Raw genomic sequence first — 20,181 nt, forward strand, 5'->3', positions numbered from 1 at the left:
CCGGCCACCTGACCATTACATCGAGCATCCTCTACTTCGGCACCCCCGGCGTGCTGCTGACCACCGAGAACGCCGACGGCACCGTCAACCTGGCGCCGATCTCGTCGGCCTGGGCGCTCGGGTAGGTGGTGGTGCTGGGGCTCGGCAGGCAGGGCCAGACCGGTGCGCACCTGGCGGCCCGGCCGGAGCTGGTCATCAGCCTGCCCGAACCCTGGCACTGGGCGGCCGTCGAGCAGCTGGGCGAGCTCACCGGCCGGCCCGTGGTGGCCGGGCACGGACCCCGTCGCGCCCGCTGCGAGCCGGACAAGTTCACGGCGGCCGGCTTCCAGGCACAGGCCTCGCACACGGTCCGCCCGCCGCGGGTGGCCGAGTGTCCGATCCAGCTGGAGGCGCGCGCCGCCCGGGTGGGAACCGACGCCGCCGGAGACTTCCTGATCGTCGAGGCCCGGGTGCTGAAGGTGCACGCCGACCCGCGCCTGGTGGTCCCCGGAACCCAGCGAACTCGGGCACAGCTCCGTCTCCGAAACGCCCACCAGGCCTCGTGCCATAGGCCGGGAGCCGACAGAAGCGGTAGAATATTCATCGAATGGTGAATTAATGGCCGCGTGAAGGGCAGACCGCCATGGAACAGACCACATGCTGCGTCGTGGGAGGCGGCCCCGCCGGCATGGTGCTCGCTCTGCTGCTGGCCCGGTCCGGGGTCCCGGTGACGGTGCTGGAGAAGCACGGCGACTTCCTGCGCGACTTCCGCGGCGACACCGTCCACCCCTCCACGCTGGCGCTGCTGGACGACCTCGGCCTGGCCGAGCGCTTCGCCGAGCTGCCGCAACGCCGGGTCCGCACCGTCCAGCTGCCCATCGGACCCGACGGCGCGGCCGTCATGGTCGGGGACCTCTCGGTCCTGCCCCGCCCCTACAACTACGTGGCGATGGTGCCCCAGTGGGACCTACTGGACCTGCTCGCGGACGAGGCCCGGCGCGAACCGTCCTTCGAGCTGCGGATGAACACGGAGGCCACCGACTTCCTGATCGAGTCCGGACGGGTGAACGGGGTGCGCTACCGCACCGCCGACGGCCGCACCGGCGAGTTGCGCGCCCTGCTCACCGTCGCCTGCGACGGCCGCGGATCACTGGCCCGATCCCGCCCGGAACTGGGCCTGCGCCGCTTTCCGTGTCCGATGGACGCCTGGTGGTTCCGGCTGCCGCGCCGGGACAGCGATCCGCAAGGGCTCTACGGGGCCGCCGGTGACCGCTTCCTGACCGCGATGATCGACCGCGGCGACTACTGGCAGTGCGCAGGGATCATCCCCAAGGGCACCGACGCACAGCGCCGCGCCGCCGGGCTCGACCGCTTCCTGGCCGACTTCACCGCGGCCGTCCCCTGGATCGCCGACCGCGCACACGCCCTGAGTTCATGGGACGAGGTCAAGCTGCTCGACGTACGGCTCGACCGCCTGCGCCGCTGGCACCGCCCCGGCCTGCTGTGCATCGGCGACGCCGCGCACGCGATGTCCCCGATCTTCGGCATCGGCATCAACCTCGCGGTCCAGGACGCCGTGGCCACCGCCCGCTACCTCACCGAGCCACTGCGCCGGGGGCGGGTGGCACCACGCGACGTACGCCGTGTGCACCGCCGCCGCCGGCCCGCCACGGTCGTCACACAGACCCTCCAGCGGCTGGCCCACGCCCGCATCATCGCTCCCGTCCTGCAGGGCCGGCCACCTCTCGGACGCGAGCAGCGGGCCCGGCGCATGGCACGCCTGCTCGCCGAGTCACGGTGGGTGCGCCGGCTGCCCGCGTACTTCATCGGCTACGGCGCACTCAAGGAACGGCCACCCGAATCGGCCGTCCGCCGGGCACGGCCGGGCACCGCGGCGCCGCCCGGCGAGACGGACACAGCCGCCGAGGTGTCCCCTTGAAGTGGTCGGCACTGAAATTGCCGGGACGTCCCTGTCCTGTCGGCGTCGGCTTGTTCGTCGTGAAGGTGGACAGCACACACGACCGAGGAGGACACCATGAAGTACGTACTGCTGCTGACCCGCGGCGCCTGGCAGGAAGAGGGCTCCGACCAGGAGCGCGGCGAGGTGTACGGCCGGCTCATGGAGTGGTTCACCAAGCACCGCGCCGACGGCACGATCGTCGACGCCCAGCAGCTCCGCGAACCCGAGACCGCGACCACGGTCGTGGTCGAGCAGGGCCGCTCCACCATGATCGACCGCCCGCTGCTGGAGGCCAAGGAGGCGATCGGCGGCTACGCGATCGTCGAGGTGCCCGACCTGGACGCCGCGCTGGAGCTGGCAGCGAGCTTCCCGGTGCCGGACGGCAAGGTGGAGGTGCGTCCGATTGTCGAGCGCTGACTCGGCAGGCGCCCGGGACACCCGGTCACTGATCGAGCGGGTCTTCCGCGAGGAGGCGGGCCGGCTGACCGCCAGCCTGGTCCGCCTCCTCGGCGACTTCGACCTGGCCGAGGAGATGGTCAGCGAGGCCGTCGTCGAGGCGCTGCGGCGCTGGCCGAGCGCCGGTCCGCCCAGCCGGCCCGGAGCCTGGCTGCTGACCTGCGCGCGCAACAAGGCCCTCGACCGTATCCGCCGCGAGGCCCGCTTCCAGGACCGGCTCCCGCAACTCGCGGCCCGCATCGAGGCCCTGCCCGAGACGGCCGAGCGCGAGCCCGACGACCGCCTCCGGCTCATCTTCACCTGCTGCCACCCGGCGCTGGACCCGGACGCCCAGGTCGCGCTGACCCTGCGCGCCGTCGTCGGCCTGACCACCGCCGAGATCGCGCGGGCGTTCATGGTGCCCGAGGCCACCCTCGCCAAGCGGGTGACCCGGGCCAAGCGGAAGATCGCCACCGCCGGCATCCCCTACCGCGCACCCGAGCCGGAGGAGCGCGCCGGACGCCTGCCCCAGGTCATGCGCGTGGTCTACCTCGTCTTCAACGAGGGCTGCTTCACCACCGGGGGAGACCTGGGGGTACGGCGCGAACTGGTCGACGACGCCGAATGGCTCGCCGCCCTCCTCGCCGGCTCACTGCCGCACGAACCGGAACCCCTTGCCCTGCTGGCCCTGATCCGTCTGCACGCGGCCCGCTGGCCCGCCCGCCTGGACCCCGAGGGACGGCTGATTCCGCTCTCCGACCAGGACCGTTCCCGGTGGGACACCCGGCGCATCCGCAGCGCCACCGCACTCATCGAGCGGGCGGCCATGCTCGGCAGGCCGGGTCCTTACCAGATCGAGGCCGCCATCGCCGCCGTGCACTGCGAGGCGCCCAGCTGGAAAGACACCGACTGGGCCCAACTCCTGTACCTCTACGACATGTTGCTGGCCGTCGACCCCTCACCGGTCGTACGCCTGAACCGCGCGATCGTACTCAGCCACACCGACGGCCCGGCCATCGCACTGGCCCAGGTCGAGGCACTCGGCGACCAGTTGGGCCGTTACCATCTGTTCCACGCCACCCGGGCCGCACTCCTGCGTGACCTCGGCCGCGACGAGGAGGCCACCGAGGCCGACCGGCAGGCCCTCCACCTCACCACCAACCCCGCCGAACGCTCCCTGCTCACCGCCCGCTTGACGCCGTAGACGCAACGCAGGCTTCAGGGTCACCAGCGCGGCCGCGCCGTCCCGGTCGCCGGCGCTCGCGCACCTCGGCGGCGATGTCGCCCAGCCCTGACGACTGAAGGCGCTGTTGTGGAAGTTGGTGGACGCCGACCCCATGCACGCCCAAGCTGAAGGCGAGTTCCTTCTTGCGTCGGGCGCGAGGGCGACCTCGGCGTCCTGGCAGACGTCCACGTCGCCGCGGGTGCGGCCGCTGAGGGTCAGGCCGTCGTCGAGGTGGGTGAAGTAGGCGTCGCCCGCGCCTTCACGCCGGGCAGCGGGATGGTGAACAGGGCGCTGACGATCTGCCATGCCCCGGCCCGCTGCCACCGCCGGAACACCCGCCCTCACCGCGCTGCACCTCGCCGCGGCCCTCGCGTCCGCGGACCTCAGGGCCGCGCCCGCCCGCGGCGCTCGCCACAGCGATCAGCAAGCGCAGGAGCGCAGGGCAGCGGGCGGACCGACGTCCTGAAGAACGCCCGGACCCGTTCCACGGAGGAGACCCATTCCGCGCCCGTGCGCGGGTCGCTCGACGTGCCGCTGCGGCGCTGTGCAGGTTCCTCGCGGCCAGGGCCGATCGCCGCCCGGGGGCGTAGCGTCCCCATAGGAGGGGGCCCACCAGCTACTACGCGGCCGTCCAGTTCACCTGCCGCGCGCATATCGTCGACGACCCCGAGACCAAGGCCGATCTGCTGCGCCGTCAGCTCGCCCACTTCCAGCCCGACGGCGGCCACGCCCCCGTCGCCGTGGACCAGCCGCCGTACGGCCGCATGCTGTCCGGCATCCGCGGCCTGCGCCTGGAAGTCACCGATGTGCGGGCCAAGTTCAAGTACGACGACCAGCAAACCGGTCGAGCACCGAGCCGCCGTCGCCGACCGCCTCACCGAGCGCGGCGCGGGGCTGGACGTACCGACCGCGCGCCGGCAGCTCCGCCGCCTGGACCGCATCGGCCCCTGGAAGCCCTGAGCTCCGGTGCCCCACCTACGCATGCTTGCCCGCAGGAAACGGAAACCCCTTCCCATGACCTCCTTCCGCCTCGCCCCCGCCGTGGCAGAAGCCTTCCCCGGCACCCTCATCGCCCTGGTCACCGCAAGTGGCCTGCGCGGCCACGAGCCCTGGCCCCTCACCGCCGCCGCTCTACAGGACCTGGAGCAGCAACTCGCCGACGGCACCTGGGAGCCCGCCGACGAGACCGACCCCCGCATCGAGGCCTGGCACACCGCCTACCGTTCCTTCGGTACCAACCCCCGCCGCATCCGCCCCAGCGTCGACGCACTCGGCCGCCGCCTCGCCAAGAAGGGCAGCCTGCCGCGTATCAACCATGCCGTCGACTCCTACAACTCCGTCTCCGTACGGCACGGTCTCCCGGCCGGCGCCTTCGACCTCGCCCACGTCACCGGCGACGTGGACATCCGCCACGCGGACGGCACCGAGTCCTTCACCCCGCTCGGCGAACCCGACGCTGTCGAGAACCCCAAGCCGGGCGAGGTCATCTACGCCGACACCACCGGCGTCCTCACCCGCCACTGGAACCACCGCGACGCGCACCGCACCCGTGTCACCGAGGACTCCACGCACATCGCCTTCGTCCTCGAAACCCTCCATGCGGACCGGGACGGCGGCCTCCTCAAGGTCGCGGCCGAGGAGTTGCAGGGCCTGCTCGCCCCGCACGCCGATCAGACCGCCGTGCACTACCTCGGCCCGACCCAACCCCGGGCCACTGCCTGAGCCCGCCGGGACGAGGGGCGGGCTGTCGGTGTCCGTCACAAGTTGATCATGTGCCCGGCCAGGCCGTGGACCGCCTCCTGGAGCGCCTCGCCGAGCGTCGGGTGGGCGTGGACGTTGCGGGCGACCTCATGGACGGTGAGGTCCCACTGCTGGGCCAGGGTCAGCTCGGGCAGCAGCTCGGTGACGTCCGGGCCGATGAGATGCCCGCCGACCAGCTCGCCGTACTTGGCGTCGCTGATCAACTTCACGAAGCCGGTGGCGTCGCCCAGGCCGTGCGCCTTGGCGTTCGCCGTGAACGGGAACTTCGCCACCTTGACGTCGTAGCCCCGTTCGCGCGCCTGCGCCTCGGTGTAGCCGAAGCTCGCGATCTGCGGCTGGCAGAAGGTGGCCCGCGGGATCATCGCGTAGTCCAGCTCCATGGTCTCCGCGTCCGCGAGGGTCTCGGCGGCGATCACGCCCATCGCCTCGGCCGCGTGCGCGAGCATCAGCTTCGCGGTGACGTCCCCGATGGCGTAGAAGTGCGGCACGTTCGTACGGCAGCGGCCGTCGACGTCGATCGCGCCGCGCTCGGAGACCTGCACACCGGTGTTCTCCAGGCCGTAGCCGGTCACGTTCGGGGCGAAGCCGAGCGCCTGGAGGACCTTGTCGGCCTCGAGGATCTGCTGGGAGCCGTCCTTGCCGGTGACCGTGACGCGGACCCGGGGGCCCGATTCGTCGATGGAGTCGACGCGGGTGGAGGTGAGCGCGTCGATGCCCAGCCTGCGGTACTGCTTGGCGAGCTCGGCGGAGACCTCGGCGTCCTCCAGCGGGGCGAGACGGTCCAGGAACTCGACGATCGTGACCTTCACCCCGTAACTGTGCAGGATGTAGGCGAACTCGACGCCGATCGCGCCGGCGCCCGCGACGATGATCGACTGCGGCAGGTCCTCGGCGAGGATCTGTTCCTCGAAGGTGACCACGCGGGAGGTGCGCCGGGTGCCGGGCAGCAGCTTGGGTGTGGCACCGGTGGCGATGATGCAGTGGTCGAATCCGATGGTGCGCGTGTCGCCGTCGGAGCCGGACACCTGGAGGGTGTGCGGGTCGAGGAACGTGCCGTGACCGTCGATCTCCGTGATCTTGTTCTTCTTCATCAGGTAGTGCACGCCCTTGACCCGGCCGTCGGCGACCTTACGGCTGCGGCGGAAGGCCTCGCCGTAGTCGAAGGACACCTGTCCGTCGACGCGGATGCCGAAGGTCTTCGCCTCGCGGGTGAAGATGTGAGCCAGTTCGGCGTTGCGCAACAGGGCCTTGGTCGGGATGCAGCCCACGTTCAGGCAGATGCCGCCCCAGTACTTCCGCTCGACGACGGCGACGCGTTTGCCCAGCTGGGCGGCGCGGATGGCGGCCACATAGCCACCGGGGCCGGCTCCTAGTACCACCACGTCGAAGCGGTCGTCCTGCTCGTCCACCATCGATGCCTCCTGCAGTGGGACGCGTTCGGGCTCCGGCCAGAGTTCCCCGTTCGCTGCCGGAGGCAAACAGCAGGATCATCCCGGCGGTCGCCGACTTCACCCGCGCGATCGGGGGCCTTCTCGATGGCCGGCACCTGGTTTACGCTTCAACCATATGGGTGCCGTGAGGAGGTCGCACCATGACGGAACTCGGCCTGGCCGACACGGTCGGCATCCTGCGACAGCCCGGCGTGCGGACACGACACAGCAGCTCAGGGCTTGGCTGGGACCGGCTGTACCTCTCCGCGCAGCTGGAGCAGCCCTACCGCGCCGCCTTCGACCCGGCTCCCACCCACCTGTTGATCCTGCACCTCAGCGGCCCCGTCACAGTCAGGCGGGGCCAGGGGGCGGACCGGCGGTCACGGGCGATCCCGGCCGGTGGCCTCTTCCTGCAGCCGGCCGACCGGAGTCTCGCCGTCGAGCTCGGCGGGCGGCTGGACACGATCCACGCCTACCTCACGGACGACGCCCTGCGTGACGCGAACGGCGGGCGGCCCGTGGAGCTGACCGAGGAACTCGGGGCCAGCGACCCACTCGCCGAACAGCTCATGCTCGCGCTGGAGAACGCGGTCCGCACCTGGGAGCCGTCGGCCCGCACCTACACCGACCAGCTGACCGGGATGCTCGCCGCGCAGCTCGTACGCCGCCACGGTGTCCGCGCGGTGGCGCCTCCGCCCGACCGGTCCGGGCTGTCCGACCGGCAGCTCGCCGCCGTCCGCGACCTCATGGACCAGCGCCTCGCCGAACCACTGCCGATCGCGGACCTCGCCGCGTCGGCCGCGCTGAGCCCGAGCCAATTCACCCGGAGGTTCCGGGCGAGCACCGGCCAGTCGCCCCACCAGTTCCTGCTCAAACTGCGCCTGGAGGCCGCGTGCCGACTGCTGCGCACCACCTCCACCCCGGTCGCGGACGTGGCCGCCGCCTGCGGCTTCTCCCACCAGGAGCACCTCACCCGGGTGATGCGCGCCCGGCTTGGCACCACCCCGGCCGCGCTGCGCCGGTCCGGCTGAAGCGGCCCCGTACGGCCTCCCCTCAGCGCTCCAGCACCAGGGCCAGCGCCTGGCCCACCCCGATGCACAGCGCCGCCAGGCCGGTGCCGGTGCCCGCCGCGGCAAGCTGGTGCGCGACCGCTCCCGTGATACGGGCGCCCGATGCGCCCAGCGGGTGGCCGATGGCGATGGCGCCGCCGCGCGGGTTGACCACCTCCGGGTCGAGGTCCGGCAGCGCGGCCAGGCAGGCCAGCGCCTGGGCCGCGTAGGCCTCGTTCAGCTCGATCGTGTGCAGATCACCGGCAGCGACCGCCGCCTTGTCGAGCACCTTGCGGATGGCGTCGACCGGCCCGAGCCCGAAGTACTGCGGCTCGATGCCCGTCACCGCCGCCGCCCGCACCCGGGCCAGGGGCTCGCGCCCGATCGCCGCGAGCCCGTCCTCGTCGGCGAGCAGCAGCGCGGCCGCCCCGTCGCTGAGCGGCGAGGCATTGCCCGCCGTGATCGTGCCGTCCGCGACGAAGGCCGGCCTGAGCCGGGCGAGCGCCTCCAGGGAGGTGTCGTCCCGGATGCCCTCGTCGCGGGGCAGGTCCACCCCCTCGACGGGGACGACCTCTCCCGCGTACCGGCCCTCGCGCCAGGCGCGGGCGGCGTTGCGGTGGCTGGCCAGGGCGAACGCGTCCTGTGCGGCCCGGGTGACGGCGTACTTGGCGCCGACGAGCTCCGCGCTCTCGCCGAGCGGGATCGTCCACTGCGCCGGCATCCGCGGGTTCACCATCCGCCAGCCGAGCGTGGTCGAGTACAGCTGCTGGTCCTTGGCCGGGAAGGCCCGCTCCGGCTTCGGCAGCACCCAGGGCGCCCGGCTCATCGACTCCACACCGCCCGCCACCGCGATGGACGCGTCGCCGAGCGCGATGGCGCGGGCCGCCTGGATGACGGCCTCCATTCCGGATCCGCACAGCCGGTTGACCGTGGCGCCGGGCACGCTGACCGGCAGCCCGGCGAGCAGGACGGCCATGCGGGCCACATCACGGTTCTCCTCGCCCGCGCCGTTGGCGTTGCCGAGCAGCACGTCGTCGATGCGGGCCGGGTCCAGGCCGGGGCTGCGGTCGACCAGGGCGCGCAGCACACCGGCGGCGAGGTCGTCCGGGCGTACGCCCGCCAGGGCACCGCCGTAGCGGCCGAAGGGGGTACGGACGGCGTCTACGACGTACACGTCACGCGGTCGCTCGATCATCGGTTGCTCCCGACACGACTGACGAGGAACGGTGTAAGAGCGGCTGCCTGATCAATCGTCACTCCCGGTGCGGTCTCGACGAGTTCCAGCCCGTCGGGCGTGACGTCGAGGACGCACAGGTCGGTGATGATCCGGTCCACGCAGGCACGGCCCGTCAGCGGCAGCGTGCACTCCTGGACGATCTTGGAGGTGCCGTCCTTCGCCAGGTGCTCCATGAGCACCACGACCCGGCCGGCGCCGTGCACGAGGTCCATCGCACCGCCCATCCCCTTGATCATCTTTCCGGGGACCGCCCAGTTGGCGAGGTCGCCGCGGACCGAGACCTGGAGCGCGCCCAGGACGGCGGTGTCGATGTGGCCGCCGCGGATCATGCCGAAGGAGAGCGAGGAGTCGAAGAAGGACGCCCCCGGCCGTACGGTCACGGTCTCCTTGCCCGCGTTGATGAGGTCGGCGTCGACCTCCTCGGGCGACGGGTACGGCCCGACGCCGAGCAGCCCGTTCTCCGAGTGCAGGACGACATCGACGCCCGCCGGCAGGAAGTCGGCCACGCGGGTGGGCAGTCCGATGCCCAGGTTGACGTAGTCGCCGTCTTTCAGCTCGCTCGCGGCGCGCGCCGCCATCTCGTCCCTGCTCCAGCTCATCGCTCGCGCACCGTCCTCTTCTCGATTCCCTTGTCGGCCGCCTGCTCGGGGGTCAGCGCCACCACACGCTGCACGAACACCCCCGGCAGATGGATCTCGTCGGGGCCGAGCGCGCCCGGCTCGACCAGCTCCTCCACCTCGGCGACGGTGATGCGCCCGGCCATGGCGGCCAGCGGGTTGAAGTTGCGGGCCGCCCGGCGGAAGACGAGGTTGCCGTGGCGGTCCCCGCGCGCCGCCCTCACCAGCGCGTAGTCCGTGGTGATGGCGTGTTCCAGGATGTGGTCCACGCCGTCGAAGGTCCGCACCTCCTTGGGCGGCGAGGCGACGGCGACCGAACCGTCCGGGGCATGGCGCCACGGCAGTCCGCCGTCGGCGACCTGGGTGCCGACGCCGGCCGGGGTGTAGAAGGCCGGGATGCCCGCGCCGCCCGCGCGCAGCCGCTCGGCGAGCGTGCCCTGCGGCGTCAGTTCGACCTCCAGCTCGCCCGCGAGGTACTGGCGGGCGAACTCCTTGTTCTCGCCGATGTACGAGCCCGTGACCCGGGCGATGCGGCCGGCGGCCAGCAGGATGCCGAGGCCACGGCCGTCGACGCCGCAGTTGTTCGACACGACCGTCAGGCCGCTCGCCCCGCTGTCGTACAGGGCGCCGATGAGCACCTCGGGGACACCGCTCAGCCCGAAGCCGCCGACGGCGAACGACCGTCCGTCCGTCACGTCCGCCAGGGCCTCCGCGGCCGTGGCCGTCACCTTGTCCATCCTGTTTCTCTCCTACCGGGCCAGCACCCGGCGCAGTACGCCGAGCAGTTCGTCCTGGGCCGACTGCGCGCTCTCGGGGGCGGTGGCGCGGCGCCAGGCGACATAGCCGTCCGGGCGCACCAGCAGCACGCCGTCCTCGGCGATCTCGCCGACGCGGCTCCATTCGCCGTACGCGTCACGGAAGTTGTCGTCCCCGATGCGCACCACCCGCAGTGGAACCCCGAGGTCTGCTCGGCACGCGGTCGCGGCCGCGTCCCAGACGCCGCCCGACAGGCCGGTCAGCACGGTGAACGTGCCGCCGCCGACGACGTCCAGCGTGGACAGCCGCTCGCCGCGGGCGTCGACGAGCCACGCGTGCGGCAGTTTCGCGCCGGGACGGGTGGTCGGCCGGGCCACCAACTCGCGGTCTCGCTCGAAGACTTCGGCGGGCCCGTCATCGGGAAGCACGGCCGCGGAATCATAGCGCTGGTTCATCTCGACGCCGTGCGCGTTGAACTCGTAGTTCTTCAGCTGGATCGCCTCTTCCAGCAGGCGCCGCTTCTTGGCGCCCTCGGGCGTCGGTGCGCCGATGGCCGCGAGCCCCTCGGCGATGGCCTCGTGGTCGCCGCCACCACCGATGCCGAGTACGTCGAAGATCGGGCCGAACTGGTCCCGGCTGAGGTTGGCCCGCTCGACGATCTGCCGCCCGACGGGAGCCCGTTCGGCGGAGTAGCTGTCGAGCAGCCCGGGGCCGGCCTCACCGCGGATCACCATCGCGAGCTTCCAGGCGAGGTTGTACGAGTCCTGCACGGAGGTGTTGGAGCCGAGCCCGTTGGACGGCGGATGACGGTGCACTGCGTCGCCCACGCAGAAGACCCTCCCGGACGCGTACTCCGTGGCGTAGGCGTGGTTGACGGTCCACAGCGACGTGGAGGTGATCTCCACCGGCAGGCCGGGGTCACCGACCAGGTCGCGCACGATCCGCCGCGCCGACTCCTCGTCCACCTCCGGCGGCGGCTGCTCGATGTCGTACCCCCACACCAGCAGCCACTCGTGCCACGGACGGACCATCCGGACCAGGCCCATGCCGATCCCGCCGGTCTCCGCCCCGGGCTGCAGCACCCAGTACAGGACGCTCGGCCGGTGGGCGCAGTACCGGGTGAGGTCGGCCTTGAAGACGATGTTCATGCTGCCGGCCTTGGCCATACGGCCGTCGAAGGGGAGGCCGAGCTGCTCGGCGACCGTGCTGCGCCCGCCGTCCGCGCCGATCAGATAGCGGGCCCGTACGGTGAACTCGTCGCCGCGGACCCGGTCGCGCAGCAGCGCGGTGACGCCGTCCTCGTCCTGGGTGAAGCTGAGGAACTCGGTGTCGAAACGCACCTTGGCACCACGGGCCGCCGCGTTGTTCGCCAGGATCGGCTCCAGGTAGGTCTGCGGGAGGTCGATCATCCGGCAGGGGCTCATCGAGGCGTATTCGGTGACCGACGCAGGCCCCGTGCCCCAGCTGCGGATACGGCCGATCTCCGGCCCGCTGAGCGCGGTGCACAGCACCGTGTCGCCCATGAGGTGGGACGGGCTGCCGACGGCCAGTGCCTCGGACTCCACCCCGAGGTCGCGCAGCACCTCCATGGTGCGCTGGTTGGTGATGTGCGCCCGCGGCGTGTTGGCGAGCCAGCCGTACTTCGTCACCAGCAGGGTGCGGATGCCGTAGGTGGCCAGCAGCAGCGCGGCCGAGCCGCCGGCGGGGCCGCTGCCGACGACGAGGACGTCGGTGTCGTACGCGCGTTGCGCATCGGTGATGGTCATGGGTGGGCGCTCCTCGGTCATCCGGCCAGGGGGGCGAGACGGAAGGTGTAGGAGAGCCGGCGCCACTCGCCGTCGACCGGGCGGCCGTCGGGGGTGGGACCGGTCTGGGGTGCGAAGTCGACGACGAGCTCGTCCTTGACGCCGAAGACGGTGTCGCTGTCCAGGTAGGCGCCGCCCGACACGAACAGCTGCGTGACGAGCCGGCGGTGGCCGGGCGCGTCGACCATGAAGTGCAGGTGGGGCGCGCGGAAGGGATGGCGTCCGGTCGCCTTGAGCAGCTGGCCGACCGGCCCGTCCTGGGGGATCGGGTACTCCGAGGGCAGGATGGACCAGAACGCGATCCGCCCCTGGCCGTCGGTGCGCAGCCGGCCGCGCAGCACCGGCCCTTCCAGTTCCGGGAGTTGGACGTCGTAGAAGCCGTCCTCGTTGGACTGCCACACATCCACGACCGCGTCCGTGACCGGCTCCCCGGCGGTGTCCGTGATCCGCGCGTCCACCCGGAGCGGGGTGCCGGGCAGGCCTCCGGAGATGTCACCGCCGTACGGGGTCTCGGGCGGACCCTCGGCGTAGAAGGGCCCGAGCACCGCGGACGGAGTGGTGTGCGGCGTACGGGAGTTGGTGAGCAGATCCACGGCACTGGAGACGCCGAGCGTGTCCGACAGCAGCACGAACTCCTGACGCGTCGGGCTGCAGCTCTCGCCGGTGCGGGTGAGGAAGTCGATGGCGTACTGCCATTCGGCATCGGTGACGTCGTTGGCGGCGACGAAGGTGTGCAGATGCCGGACCAGATCGCTCAGCAGGGTGCGGACGCGCGGGTCGGGGGCCTGCGCGAAGCTGGCCACGACCTGCTCGGTGAGGCGGGCCAGCTTGGCCCCCGCGGCGGGGGGCGCCTCGGGGCGGCGTCCGTGCCAGGCGCCGGCCAGCAGCTCCGCGATGCCCTCGGTGGTCAACTCACGCGGGTTCGGGTACGGCGTGGAGGTGGCCAGCCCGGCCGCGCGGGGGAGACCTGACTCCGGCATGCCGAGGTCGCGCAGCGAGGTGGGGCCACCCAGGGAGGCGACCAGGTCGTACACACCGCTGGGGGCGTCGGGCACGCCCAGGGCGCCGGCGATGCGGCCCATCACATCGGGCACCGCGGGCGCGTTGTAGGCCATGGCGTGCGGCAGGACGACGGTGTGCGTCTCGGCGTGCGGCAGATCGAAGCTGCCGCCGAGGGTGTGGCACAGCTTGTGATGCAGGCCCATACCCACGGTGGCGAGGCAGGTCCCGGCGAGCCAGGCCGCGTGCAGCAGATCGGCGCGCGCTTCCACGTCGGCCGGGTCTGCGGCGAGGCGGGGCAGCGCCCGGGCGATGCGGGAGACCGCGTCGAGGGCCTGCTGGTCGGTGACCGGGTTCGCGTCGGCGGAGTACAGGGCCTCGACGGCGTGGGCGAGCGCGTTCACGCCACTCGTGACCGTCAGGGACAGCGGCAGGGTGAGGGTGAAGTCGACGTCGTAGACGACGGTCTCGGGCAGGATGTCCGGAGACGACCGCGTGACCTTGCGACCGTCCCGCGTCTCACCGAGGACGGGGGTGACCTCGGAGCCGGCGTACGTGGTCGGCAGGATCACCTGCGGCAGTCCGGTGCGCAGAGCCAGCGCCTTGGACAGGCCCGTCGTGGAACCGCCTCCGACAGCGACGATGCCGTCCACGGAGGCCTCCCTGAGCACGTCGAGCGCCTGCTCGGTCACCTCCACCGGGGTGTGCATGGCCGCGCCGTCGAACTCCGCCGCCAGCAGGCCGCCGAGCGCCTGGCGGATCCTCTCGGAGGCCGACGCGAGGGCCCCGCCGGCCAACAGCAGCACCCGCGAGCAGCCGAGCCGCTCGACCTCCTCGCCGAGGCGGCCGACCGTGCCGGCACCGAAGACCACCCGCGCCGGGTGGGATGTGTAGACGAACGTCCGCATGGAACTCTGCCTCCGCGTGTCATCCGGTCCCGTCGGTTCCTTGAGCCACCGAGTATGCGAATGACATCCGCGTTAACTCCTGCACGATCCGCGCGCTCCCCTGCACGAAACACGCGTGCGTGCCACGACCGACTGCCGGGACCGCCCCGTGGCCGGGGCAGGTTTTCGGCGGGACGATCGGCGGGAGGCTCTCAGCCCCCTGGGTGGGTCGGACCGGTACCGAAAGAGGGCCGAATGGCCCTGGCCGTTCGGCCCGGACGGGGGAAGGATCCCGGCGGGGGCCCGATCCCGTCCACGAGCGGACATCGGCACAGAACGCGGAACGAGGAGCGATCGATGGCGGACGGCGAGCAGGACAGCCCGATCCGGGTCTTCCTGCTGGACGACCATGAGGTGGTACGGCGCGGTGTGCGCGACCTGCTGGACGACGAGCCGGACATCAGTGTGATCGGCGAGGCAGGCACGGTGGAACAGGCACTGGTACGGGTTCCCGCGCTGCGTCCGCAGGTGGCGGTGCTCGACGTGCGTCTGCCCGACGGTGACGGCGTGACGGTGTGCCGGGAGTTGCGCTCCCGCATGCCCGAGCTGGCCTGCCTGATGCTGACCTCCTTCGACGACGAGGAGGCCTTGCTGGACTCGATCATGGCGGGTGCCTCCGGGTACGTCCTCAAGCAGATCCAGGGCTCCGACCTGGTATCGGCCGTCCGCACGGTGGCCGCCGGCCAGTCTCTGCTCGACGCGAGCGCCACCACCAAGCTGATGGCCCGACTGCGCGGCAGTCAGCAGCAGGAGGAGGAGCCGGACGGTCTGCCGGGCCTGACCGACCGGGAGCGGGAGATCCTGGCTCTGATCGGCGAAGGACTCACCAACCGGCAGATCGGCCAACGTCTCTACTTGGCCGAGAAGACGGTGAAGAACCACATCTCCCGCCTGCTGGCCAAGCTCGGTGTGGAGCGCCGCATCCAGGCCGCGGTCATCGCCACTCAGTTCGAGGACCGGCGGAAGCAGGAGAGCCAGTGAATGCAGGTGCCGGTACGGCACTCAAGCCGATTCGGGCTGGGTGCGGTGACGGCACCGGGGCCATCGGCGTGAGCTGAGCCCGAGCCGATGGAGCCCGAGCAGTGTTGCCGGTCGGTGGACATGCCGGACAACCGTCGCGACGTTCTTGCCCTCTTCCTCTGTGACCGAGAGGGGGACCATGAGGGCGAGCTGGCAACGGGTGGTGGCCGTCGGCGTATGCGGCGGAGTGCTGATGTGTGGGGGCTTGGTGCAGCCGGCGGCGGCCGGCGAAGACCCTCCGCGGATCAGCCAGGCGTACGCGGGCCCACACCCCGGAGAGGCCATCGGTATCGATCTGCTCAACTACGCATGGAAGCCGGGCGTGCACCTGGTGGCCGAGTCACCGGTCTTCGCGGCCCCGATCTTGATGGACGGCCCTGCCGGGAACACCGGCGGGTTCGGTTTCAAGGCGCCCATCCCGGCGTCGGCCAAACCCGGATCATATCCGCTCGTCGTCAAGGCCCGCGGCAAGGTCGTGGCCCGGGACACCATCGATGTGAAGCCGATGAAGGGCCCGTCCATCGACGTGGACGGTGGCAACCCGAGGCGGCCGGGCATGAAGGTGAATCTCTTCTTCGACGACCTGTACCCCGGTGAGCGTGGGTATTCCTTCACGGCTCATTCCACGGCGTTCACCTCGCCGGTCCGCCTCGCACACGACAAGAAGTCCTGGAACAACACCCGCACTTTCAACGCCTTCGACGTGCCGCTGCGGTACACCCTCCATGACGGGAGCTACCCGGTATGGGTGACCGATGCGGGCGGGAAGCGGAAGGCCGAGGCCCGGCTGGAGGTCCGCTCGGCCCGCCCCGGCGACGACGACTACACGGGCAAGGCCGATGGCCCCGCGTTCTTCGGGAAGGAGGGCGATCTGTTCGACGCCCGGGCCAAGGGCTTCACGATCGCGGCGGGCAGGACGGCGTATGTCAGGTGGCAGGACGCGCACCCGGACCTCGGGGAGGACGAGCGGATGAGCGCGACATCGCCGGCGTTCCAGGCCCCGGCCAGGCTGACATTCGATGTACCCAAGGGGCATGAGGGGGACGACCCGGTTTACTGGGGCCCGGCACGGATCAAGCCCGGCCTGAAGCCGGGCACGTATCCCGTCACGGTCGTCAGCCACCACGGGCGGGTGACGAAGACCGGCTACCTCACCGTCACCCAGGGCCCCGCTCGCGACGACGGTGGGCACAAACTGTCGACCGCCGAGTGGGCGGGCATCAGCATCGGAGCCTTCGCTCTGGGCGCCGCCGCAGTGCTGCTGGCCCGCCGGCGCAGGCGGGCGCCCCTGTCCTGACCGACCGGCGACCGGCGACCGGACCCGTCACCGTCGTGCTTCGTCGTGGCCGAGGCAGTCGGTCCACGAGCCATGCCAGGCCTGGCGAGCGCCGGACCCTCGACGTGAGGGAAAGGTGCTTCGTGGTTGCGTGACCGCGATCCGACCTGGCCGCGACGCGGCGCGCCGGGCGGACCGCGATCGTCATGCCGTCCCTGCTCGGGCTGTGCGGTCAGCTGCTCCACTTAGACAGGGCTCGCGGATGCCTGGGCGGTGCTGATCTGCGTGGGGACATTGGTGGCGCGCGTGACCTGGCTCGCCCTCGTCAGGACGCTCCTGGTCGGCTTCGGCGTCCTGTTCTTCGGCGTCGTCAGCTCCCTCCCGGCGGCCAGCACGACCGCGCTCCTGCCGACGTTCGTCCTGCCGGTCGCGACACCGGTGCCGCTGTCCCAGCTGTTCGACCGCCTCGCGGGCGCCGGGCCGGTGGCAGCGGCGGCGCTGCCGCCGGACTGCCTGCCGTGGCCGCGGCCCGTCGCCGATCCGCTCAGCGCGCCGGCCGCCCGGGTCTGTCGTGCCGGCGGCGCACACCTGCGCACGGACGCCTCCGGGCTGGGGGACGGGACCGGTGGCCGAGGCCGCGCAGCGCCGGGCGACAGCCGACCTGACCGCCGGCGCCGACGCGGAACTGCGGCGCGCCTTCGACACCACGCCGTACCGCCCGACCGGCCTGTCCACGACCTCGCGTGCCGTGGTCCGCCCGGCTCGTGGCATCCGCCCGCACCGACCTGGTCGACGGTGCGGGCCAGGGAAGTGTCGTCCACTGATCTGCCAGGTGCCGCGCTCGTGTGCCGGGCAGGTGAGCAGAGGCAGGCGTCGATTCATCGATCTCGGCGCTGATCGTATCCAGGACGATATGGAGGCTTCCGGCGAGGTACTCGAAGGTCGCGGGGCTTTGTCAGGAGTCCGTCCAGATGTGTACTGCCTCGGTCTGGGGCGACCATGGATGGAGGCAGAACGCCCGCCGGTACGGCATGAGCCGAGGCGCCGAGCGGGAGGGAAATGAGGCATGGGCACGACGGACTCCTCCCGAGCAGGCGACGCCCGGTCAGCAGCGGGCCCCGCTGCGCCGCCCAGTGGCCTGCTCGATCTGCTCGGCGTCGCCGCGGTGGTTCTGAACGCGCAGGGCCAGGTGGCCTTGTGGAGTCCGAAGGCCGAGGAGCTGTTCGGCTACACCGCGGCGGAAGCGCTGGGGCAGTACGCCGCTCCGCTGACGGTCCACGAGGAGTACCGGGACGAGGTGATCAAGCTGTTCGCCGAGGTCTTGGAATCCGGCACCGACTGGGCCGGGGCCTTCCCGATCCGGCACAAGGACGGCAGCACCCGCCTGGTGGAGTTCCGCAACATGCGACTGCTGGACGACCTCGGTGACACCTATGTCCTGGGCCTTGCCGCGGACCAGGCGGCCGTGGAGCGGGTCGAGCGGGATGCCGCCCTGGCCATGCGCCTGGTGTCCCAGTCCCCGGTCGGGCTGGCCGTGCTGGACCCGGACCTGCGGTACGTGGCTGTGAACCCTGCTCTGGAACGCATCACCGGTCAGTCCGCCGCCGAGCGCCTCGGCCGGCCGGTCGGCGAGGTTCTGACCTTCCTGGACACGGACCCCGAGGCACGTCTGCGCCGTGTCCTGGAGACGGGCGAGTCGGTCGTGGACCGGAACATCGTCTGTCGTCCGCCCGCCGACCCGGACCACGAGCACGCCTGGTCCGTCTCGTACTACCGGCTGGAGGATTCCGCTGGGCGGGTGCTGGGCCTGGCCTACTCCGTCATCGACGTCACCGAGCGTCATCGAGCCGCTGCCGAGGCGGCGCGGGCCCGGCAACGGCTGGCCCTGATCGCCACGGCTTCAGCGTCCGTGGGCACCACCCTCGATCTGGAAACGACGGCGTGCGAGCTCGCCGACGTCGTCGTACCGGTCCTGGCCGATGTGGCAGTGGTGGACGTGCTCGACAGCGCCCTTGACGGCCGGACCGCGCCAGGCGAGGGCCCGGCCCTCTTCCGCGCCCTCGCCGTCAGCGCGGCCCACTCCGCCGAGGCGGACCGCGCGGCCGACCCGCCAGGGGGACTCGCCCCCTACGACAGCGACCGCCTGATCACCCAGTGCGTGCGCACCCGGCAACCGGTACTGGTGTCCCACACCACCCGTCAGGATCTGGAGCGCATCGCCCGACACGGCGAGGCCGCCTCCCTCCTCGCGGCGGCCGGCGTTCACTCCTACCTGACCGTACCGCTCCTGGCCCGGGGCGAAGTCCTCGGCGCCCTCGACCTCAAACGCACCCGCAACCCGGCACCCTTCGACGACGACGACGCGGTCCTCGCCTGGGAGTTGGCCGCCCGAGCGGCGGTCTGCATCGACAACGCCCGCGGATACCAGGCCCAGCGCCAAGCGGCCCTCACCCTTCAACGCAGTCTGCTCCCCGAGTCCCCATCGCGCCTGCCCGGCCTGGAGGTTGCCTGCCGCTACCAGCCCGCCGGCGCCACGAGCGAGATCGGCGGCGACTGGTACGACGCCATACCTCTCCAGGGTGACAGAACCGCCCTGGTCGTCGGTGACGTCATGGGCAGCGGCATCAAAGCCGCCGCCACCATGGGGCAGCTTCGCAGTGCCGCCCGTGCCTTCGCCGAACTCGCCCTCGCCCCCGCCGAGGCCCTTCGTCACCTCGACCATCTGACCGAAGGTGTCGAGCAGACCATCACCACCTGCATCTACTGCGTCTACGACCCTCACCAGGGCCAGTGCGAGATCTGCCTCGCCGGCCATCTGCCCCCGGCCCTGATGCGTCTCGGCCACGCAGCACAGCTGCTCGACCTTCCCACCGGCGCACCGCTGGGCGTCGGCGGGGTCCCCTTCGAGGCCGCCACCATCCCCTTCCGCCCCGGCGACGAGCTGGTCCTCTACACCGATGGCCTGGTGGAAACCCGGAGTGAACCCATCGACGCTCGCCTGGACGCCCTCCTCGACGCCCTCACCGCGTCGCACGGCCACGATCTGGAGGCCACCTGCGACCGCGTCCTGGAGATTCTGCGCCCGCCCGGTGGCGAGGACGACGTCGCGCTGCTCATGGCCCGAGCCCGGTCCTGAGCGGATATTGGCTTCGACGTCTCTCCGACGAAGTGCACAGCCGCATCGAGGCCGAGCGCCGCTTGCCGTGTCGGCGACTTCGGCGCCCGTCAGCGCGTCGGCCTGCCGCTCCGAGGCGTCGGCGATCCGCAGCAGTGCGGTCTGCCGTTGCGCAGGCCGACCAGCCTGCGAGGGCGTCCTGCGCGGCCCGGCAGGTGCCTCACGTCCCTGGCGTGATGCACTTGCAAAAGCACACGCGGTCCTGGCCGGGGCCGTCGTAGTCGCTGTGCACCGGTAGGCCGTCAAGGTCGCGGTCGCCCGCTTCGAGATCGAACCCCATGGCCCGGGTTTCAGCACAGGATTGCGCCTTCCTGTCATATCTTCAGGCAGCCTTGAGCCTCAGCGGCGTCGAGGAAGTGGATACCGGAGTGGACTTCGCCGCAGCCCGGTGCGAACTCGCCGCGCTCACCGGTCCGGTGTCCACCCCTGACTGCCGCGTCGTCCATGCCCTGCGCACCTGCGGACGGTGGGCATCCCGCTCGCCCGGCTGCGCCAGTGGCAACAGCTGCC

At 71.7% G+C, this 20,181-nt stretch carries 16 protein-coding genes and 2 pseudogenes; 11 read left to right on the forward strand and 7 right to left on the reverse strand.

Translation table 11 applies throughout. The annotated features are described in order from the left end of the window. Positions 1-8: 8 nt before the first annotated feature. The 7 genes and pseudogenes from ACZ418_RS32240 to ACZ418_RS32270 form a co-directional block, all read left to right on the forward strand. Positions 9-497, forward strand: a pseudogene (locus ACZ418_RS32240) (flavin reductase family protein); the annotation flags it as partial. Positions 498-622: 125 nt separating this feature from the next. Then, entirely contained in the window at positions 623-1,918 is a 1,296-nt protein-coding gene (locus ACZ418_RS32245) for an FAD-dependent oxidoreductase (RefSeq protein ID WP_468370097.1), read from the forward strand. Positions 1,919-2,014: 96 nt separating this feature from the next. Next, positions 2,015-2,356, forward strand: a complete 342-nt coding sequence (locus ACZ418_RS32250; protein ID WP_388631366.1) for a YciI family protein — start codon at positions 2,015-2,017, stop codon at positions 2,354-2,356. Then, positions 2,343-3,578: an RNA polymerase sigma factor gene (locus ACZ418_RS32255; protein WP_468370099.1), complete on the forward strand. Its 1,236-nt coding sequence runs from the start codon at positions 2,343-2,345 to the stop codon at positions 3,576-3,578. The genes ACZ418_RS32250 and ACZ418_RS32255 overlap by 14 nt, the downstream gene beginning before the upstream one ends. 674 nt (positions 3,579-4,252) lie before the next feature. After that, positions 4,253-4,342, forward strand: a pseudogene (locus ACZ418_RS32260) (FMN-binding negative transcriptional regulator); the annotation flags it as partial. 61 nt (positions 4,343-4,403) lie between these two features. Then, positions 4,404-4,559, forward strand: a complete 156-nt coding sequence (locus tag ACZ418_RS32265) for a hypothetical protein (protein ID WP_468370102.1) — start codon at positions 4,404-4,406, stop codon at positions 4,557-4,559. Positions 4,560-4,613: 54 nt separating this feature from the next. Next, complete coding sequence (locus tag ACZ418_RS32270; protein ID WP_468370106.1) at positions 4,614-5,321, forward strand: B3/B4 domain-containing protein; 708 nt, start codon at positions 4,614-4,616, stop codon at positions 5,319-5,321. Positions 5,322-5,356: 35 nt separating this feature from the next. On the opposite strand, the gene lpdA is transcribed toward ACZ418_RS32270, so the two are convergent. Further along, a complete protein-coding gene (lpdA, locus tag ACZ418_RS32275) occupies positions 5,357-6,769 on the reverse strand; it encodes a dihydrolipoyl dehydrogenase (RefSeq protein WP_468370303.1) in 1,413 nt (470 codons plus the stop codon). A 182-nt stretch (positions 6,770-6,951) separates the two neighbouring features. Between lpdA and ACZ418_RS32280 the strand changes: the two genes are divergently transcribed. Continuing rightward, the gene (locus tag ACZ418_RS32280; RefSeq protein WP_468370109.1) at positions 6,952-7,821 is read left to right on the forward strand and encodes a helix-turn-helix domain-containing protein; all 870 of its coding nucleotides are present in this window, start codon (positions 6,952-6,954) and stop codon (positions 7,819-7,821) included. 22 nt (positions 7,822-7,843) lie between these two features. Here ACZ418_RS32280 and ACZ418_RS32285 read toward each other — a convergent pair whose 3' ends face one another. From ACZ418_RS32285 to ACZ418_RS32305, 5 genes are read right to left on the reverse strand one after another with little or no spacing between them, the layout of a single operon-like run. Then, positions 7,844-9,034 carry a thiolase family protein gene (locus ACZ418_RS32285; RefSeq protein WP_468370111.1) on the reverse strand — a complete coding sequence of 397 codons (1,191 nt, stop codon included), beginning with the start codon at positions 9,032-9,034 and terminating at the stop codon, positions 7,844-7,846. After that, on the reverse strand, positions 9,031-9,675 hold the full coding sequence (locus ACZ418_RS32290; protein WP_468370114.1) for a CoA transferase subunit B: 645 nt from the start codon (positions 9,673-9,675) through the stop codon (positions 9,031-9,033). The genes ACZ418_RS32285 and ACZ418_RS32290 overlap by 4 nt, the downstream gene beginning before the upstream one ends. Next, positions 9,672-10,430, reverse strand: coding sequence for a CoA transferase subunit A (locus ACZ418_RS32295; RefSeq protein ID WP_468370117.1), 759 nt, complete (start codon positions 10,428-10,430; stop codon positions 9,672-9,674). Before ACZ418_RS32295 ends, ACZ418_RS32290 begins: the two co-directional genes overlap by 4 nt. Before the next feature lie 12 nt (positions 10,431-10,442). After that, the gene (locus tag ACZ418_RS32300) at positions 10,443-12,215 is read right to left on the reverse strand and encodes an FAD-dependent oxidoreductase (protein ID WP_468370119.1); all 1,773 of its coding nucleotides are present in this window, start codon (positions 12,213-12,215) and stop codon (positions 10,443-10,445) included. A gap of 17 nt (positions 12,216-12,232) precedes the next feature. Next, positions 12,233-14,161: a maleylacetate reductase and hydroxyquinol 1,2-dioxygenase domain-containing protein gene (locus ACZ418_RS32305; protein WP_468370122.1), complete on the reverse strand. Its 1,929-nt coding sequence runs from the start codon at positions 14,159-14,161 to the stop codon at positions 12,233-12,235. Between the two features lie 336 nt (positions 14,162-14,497). Between ACZ418_RS32305 and ACZ418_RS32310 the strand changes: the two genes are divergently transcribed. Further along, on the forward strand, positions 14,498-15,181 hold the full coding sequence (locus tag ACZ418_RS32310) for a response regulator (protein ID WP_468370124.1): 684 nt from the start codon (positions 14,498-14,500) through the stop codon (positions 15,179-15,181). 244 nt (positions 15,182-15,425) lie between these two features. Further along, a complete protein-coding gene (locus ACZ418_RS32315) occupies positions 15,426-16,517 on the forward strand; it encodes a hypothetical protein (RefSeq protein ID WP_468370127.1) in 1,092 nt (363 codons plus the stop codon). Positions 16,518-16,741: 224 nt separating this feature from the next. Here ACZ418_RS32315 and ACZ418_RS32320 read toward each other — a convergent pair whose 3' ends face one another. Further along, positions 16,742-17,092, reverse strand: coding sequence for a hypothetical protein (locus tag ACZ418_RS32320; RefSeq protein WP_468370129.1), 351 nt, complete (start codon positions 17,090-17,092; stop codon positions 16,742-16,744). 470 nt (positions 17,093-17,562) lie between these two features. On the opposite strand from ACZ418_RS32320, the gene ACZ418_RS32325 reads away from it, so the two are divergent. Then, on the forward strand, positions 17,563-19,632 hold the full coding sequence (locus ACZ418_RS32325; protein ID WP_468370131.1) for a SpoIIE family protein phosphatase: 2,070 nt from the start codon (positions 17,563-17,565) through the stop codon (positions 19,630-19,632). The last annotated feature ends 549 nt before the right edge of the window (positions 19,633-20,181 follow it).

It is taken from the genome of Streptomyces sp. NPDC030820, from assembly GCF_055572075.1.

Excerpts from the sequence above, each read along its gene's own strand:
- ACZ418_RS32265 (WP_468370102.1), top strand. The coding sequence starts at position 4,404 with ATGTGCGGGCCAAGTTCAAGTACGACGACCAGCAAACCGGTCGAGCAC.
- ACZ418_RS32245 (WP_468370097.1), top strand. The coding sequence starts at position 623 with ATGGAACAGACCACATGCTGCGTCGTGGGAGGCGGCCCCGCCGGCATG.
- ACZ418_RS32310 (WP_468370124.1), top strand. The coding sequence starts at position 14,498 with ATGGCGGACGGCGAGCAGGACAGCCCGATCCGGGTCTTCCTGCTGGAC.
- ACZ418_RS32250 (WP_388631366.1), top strand. The coding sequence starts at position 2,015 with ATGAAGTACGTACTGCTGCTGACCCGCGGCGCCTGGCAGGAAGAGGGC.
- ACZ418_RS32280 (WP_468370109.1), top strand. The coding sequence starts at position 6,952 with ATGACGGAACTCGGCCTGGCCGACACGGTCGGCATCCTGCGACAGCCC.
- ACZ418_RS32305 (WP_468370122.1), bottom strand. The coding sequence starts at position 14,161 with ATGCGGACGTTCGTCTACACATCCCACCCGGCGCGGGTGGTCTTCGGT.
- ACZ418_RS32285 (WP_468370111.1), bottom strand. The coding sequence starts at position 9,034 with ATGATCGAGCGACCGCGTGACGTGTACGTCGTAGACGCCGTCCGTACC.
- ACZ418_RS32290 (WP_468370114.1), bottom strand. The coding sequence starts at position 9,675 with ATGAGCTGGAGCAGGGACGAGATGGCGGCGCGCGCCGCGAGCGAGCTG.
- ACZ418_RS32300 (WP_468370119.1), bottom strand. The coding sequence starts at position 12,215 with ATGACCATCACCGATGCGCAACGCGCGTACGACACCGACGTCCTCGTC.
- ACZ418_RS32295 (WP_468370117.1), bottom strand. The coding sequence starts at position 10,430 with ATGGACAAGGTGACGGCCACGGCCGCGGAGGCCCTGGCGGACGTGACG.
- ACZ418_RS32270 (WP_468370106.1), top strand. The coding sequence starts at position 4,614 with ATGACCTCCTTCCGCCTCGCCCCCGCCGTGGCAGAAGCCTTCCCCGGC.
- ACZ418_RS32325 (WP_468370131.1), top strand. The coding sequence starts at position 17,563 with ATGGGCACGACGGACTCCTCCCGAGCAGGCGACGCCCGGTCAGCAGCG.